A 3,084-nucleotide genomic window follows, 5' to 3' on the forward strand; every position below is an offset into this window, starting at 1 on the left:
CATGCCAGCCTTCTCCGCTTGGCCGGCTGCGCTTGCCAGACCAGCTCCGCCGGCCAAGCTACCCGTGGCGGAGCGGCCCACCGTGCACTAATTTTACCCTTGGACCACCTCGTGGGGGCCGATCACGCAGCCGCTGCGACTGGAGGCGGTGGGCCGCCCAAGTCCGCTGCACGACGTGTGATGAGATCCCGACACCGCAGGCCACGGCACGGCCAGTGGGTGACCTCGCCCGGCGATTCCGAGCAGGTCAGTGCCAGCACCTCGGCCACCGTTTCGGTCGAATGGGGTCGCGTGCGAGGTGGACGCGTTTTCACGCAGCACCCCTTCGAAAGCGAGCTCGGCGTAGGGCCACTGCCAGCGCCACACGGCTGACGCCCGCCTGGCCACGTCTTGGACGCTAATGCGCTCGGCCGGGAGTAGGACGATGCGGGTACGCTGGATCTGCTTGAGCGGGCGCGATCGATCGTCGACAATCGCAAAGAGCTGGGCCTAATCGCATGCATTGGGAAGCACACAGACGGTCTGAGCCATTGCCCGGACTCGCACGCCTCATCCCGAACGTGAATCCTTCGTCCGCATTACCGCACCGGGACAGCATGTTGTCCGGTCGTTCGTCGGGTAGGCGCTCTGGAGATGACGTGACCCGGTATCGGCTCAGAATGTGCGACGACGCTTCAGCGCTCTCAAGAAGCCGATATCGTATGACCCTGGTCATGGGATGGGCAAGGCCAAGCGTCGCGGGCGGTCGAACAACGACTTCATCAAGATGATGCATGCGGACGGCTCAGCCTAAATCGCACTTTCCGGGTATGGTCGTCAGGAAGGTGGCGAGGTCCGACAGCACTTCCATCCGGGCTCTGCAGATCAACGTGGTGCCCCGGCGCTCCTGATCGAGGAGTCCGGCTGAAACGAGCTGACGGAGATGATGGGACACCGTGGATCCCGCCGAGATCCCGATCCTGTCACGAAGTTCCCCGACCGAGAGACCCGCGGCCCCTGCATTGGCCACTTCGATCACCATCCGTAGCCGCGTCACGTTTCCCAACGCTTCCAATCGGGTGGACACGATTTCCAGTCTCATGGAGTCACGTAAGCGTTCGTCATGACGTTGGTCAACGCGACCCGGGGCGGCTCAAAAGCCGACCTACGGTACCACGAAACATCCGCGTCAGCTAAATGCGGAGCCTTGAGTCGTCGCGGGAGGCTTACATCCCGGTAGGGCCGAGCATTGACTACGGCTTTGGAAACTCTCTGAGTAGAGCTTGGCCGATAGCTGCGACGATCATCTTCTCATCGGATGCTCCGACGCTTGCGCATCACGAAGCGGCAATCGTCGATACGAACGTTTGTGCTTTCCGGCAGCTTCGGGCCCGCGAAACCGTCACCCATCCTGCCTGAACCTCATCACCTTCGACGGCATCGGGAGAGGAGCACCGACGCTCCGATCTACGAGCGGGCCAACCGCGGGGCAGGGACGCCCCTTTGTGACGTGATCACCACCGAGATGTCGACATCCTCAATCGGTCGATGTCGGTTCGAAAGATGTGGGCAACCCCCTGACTTCGGCGGCTGCGTTAACCACGGACCATATGCGTGCTTTCCCGCGCTCGGGCGATGCCTCTTCTTGATCTCGCCACGCCCTCGGTAGGCGTTGCATGGAGGAAGTCATGGGTTCGAGTGATTTGGATTACGGACTGGAGATGCTGGGAAAGGCCGTTGCACGCGACACGTACGGGATCGCCGCGACCAACGATGGTGGTCACGAACGGAGGCAGCGGATCGTGCGCGGTCTCCTGGCCTTGGAAAAGGATGGCTTGGCGACGGTCGTCAGGGTCAAGGGGCAGGTATTCGGCGCCGAGCTCACGGCGGCCGGGATCGAGCGGGGTCGAGCCATCGCGGGGCGTTCGCCGGCTCCGATGCGCACCCCGGGGGACGTCGTCGACGTGGTCCTCGCAATGTCCAAGGCGGGTTCCCGGAAATAAGTCCCCGAGGGGACAAGGGAAACCAGCACCGGGTGGCGACGAGCGGTCGGTTCTTCGCCGTCCCCGGTGTGGTCGTGAAAGCCCGTGCCTGGAAACGCGTCCGGCCGCGACCGAAGCTCCGAGAGGAAGCCACTGCTCGACCCAAGCAGGTGGTGATCGTCGTTCCAGAAAAAATCGAGGTCAGTTCAATGTGCAGGTCCGTCAAGACGTATATGCGCCGACGTCCCATCGACGACGATGATCTGGCGCTGGTCGAAGATTTTATCCGGGAAAGATTTCCGGAATGGGTACCGTCGCCGATCGAGGAGATACTTTGGGTGAAGCGCCTTGGCCCCCATTTCGGAGCAAGGGTCCTCCTGTTCGACCGCGTCCCGTGCCTGTTGATCGTCGGGAACAGCGAAAGCTACCCCGACGAAGATCGATGGGTCTATCGTGGCCTGCCCTCCTCGTTCGATACCCGGCCGTTCTTCTTTCATAGGATGAGGGCTGCCTGGACGAGGTCAGATGGGTCGAAGGAAGAAGCCCTCGAAAGGCATCGATGGAATTTCGTCTGATGGACATTATGATAAAGGTTAGTTGGCGGTCGTCGGCTATGAACCGCGCACGGCGCTCCTGCCTTTGATCGTCGCCATCGGCGCCTCACTTGGCGAGCCTTTGATCGCCAGTGATTGTTCGCATACTGAATTCCGGAGCTATGTCAGCGTTATACCAATCGGTATTGATCATCACCGATGAGCCCAGTCGCGCAGTCTGAGAGACATGATCTTCCGTGGCTGCTCGGTCAGCTTGTTCCAGGCATTGCAGCAGCGATCGACGATGTCGTCGTAGGATGTGAAGATCCGGTCTCCGAGCCAGTTGTCGCGCAGGAATTGCCAGACGTTCTCGACCGGGTTGAGTTCCGGGGCCCGGGCCGGGAGTGGCAACAGGGTGATGTTGTCGGGAACGACGAGGTCCTCGGCGCTGTGCCACCCGGCCCCGTCGAGCATCAGCACGGCATGGGCACCGAGATCGACGGCGAGGCTGATCTCTTCGAGGTGCGCGGTCATCGCTGATGCGTTGCACCGTGGCAAGACGAGGCCGGCGCCCTTGCCCTTCTCGGGGC

General features: G+C 61.9%; 4 protein-coding genes and 1 pseudogene. 2 read left to right on the plus strand and 3 right to left on the minus strand.

What is annotated here, in order from left to right; all coding sequences use genetic code 11:
* Window positions 1–127: 127 nt before the first annotated feature.
* Window positions 128–474: pseudogene (locus FV222_RS31430) on the minus strand (IS630 family transposase); the annotation flags it as partial.
* A gap of 310 nt (window positions 475–784) precedes the next feature.
* A complete protein-coding gene (locus tag FV222_RS21495; protein ID WP_147815600.1) occupies window positions 785–1,081 on the minus strand; it encodes a metalloregulator ArsR/SmtB family transcription factor in 297 nt (98 codons plus the stop codon).
* A gap of 574 nt (window positions 1,082–1,655) precedes the next feature.
* Between FV222_RS21495 and FV222_RS21500 the strand changes: the two genes are divergently transcribed.
* A complete protein-coding gene (locus tag FV222_RS21500; protein WP_187277411.1) occupies window positions 1,656–1,982 on the plus strand; it encodes a hypothetical protein in 327 nt (108 codons plus the stop codon).
* 32 nt (window positions 1,983–2,014) lie between these two features.
* Window positions 2,015–2,536 (plus strand): hypothetical protein, encoded by a 522-nt coding sequence (locus FV222_RS21505; RefSeq protein ID WP_147815602.1) that lies wholly within the window; start codon window positions 2,015–2,017, stop codon window positions 2,534–2,536.
* Between the two features lie 171 nt (window positions 2,537–2,707).
* Here FV222_RS21505 and FV222_RS21510 read toward each other — a convergent pair.
* Window positions 2,708–3,084: transposase (locus FV222_RS21510; protein WP_187277412.1), on the minus strand; the 377-nt coding region annotated here is incomplete at its 5' end.

It is taken from the genome of Methylobacterium sp. WL103 (assembly GCF_008039885.1).
GTDB classification, from domain to species: domain Bacteria; phylum Pseudomonadota; class Alphaproteobacteria; order Rhizobiales; family Beijerinckiaceae; genus Methylobacterium; species Methylobacterium cerastii.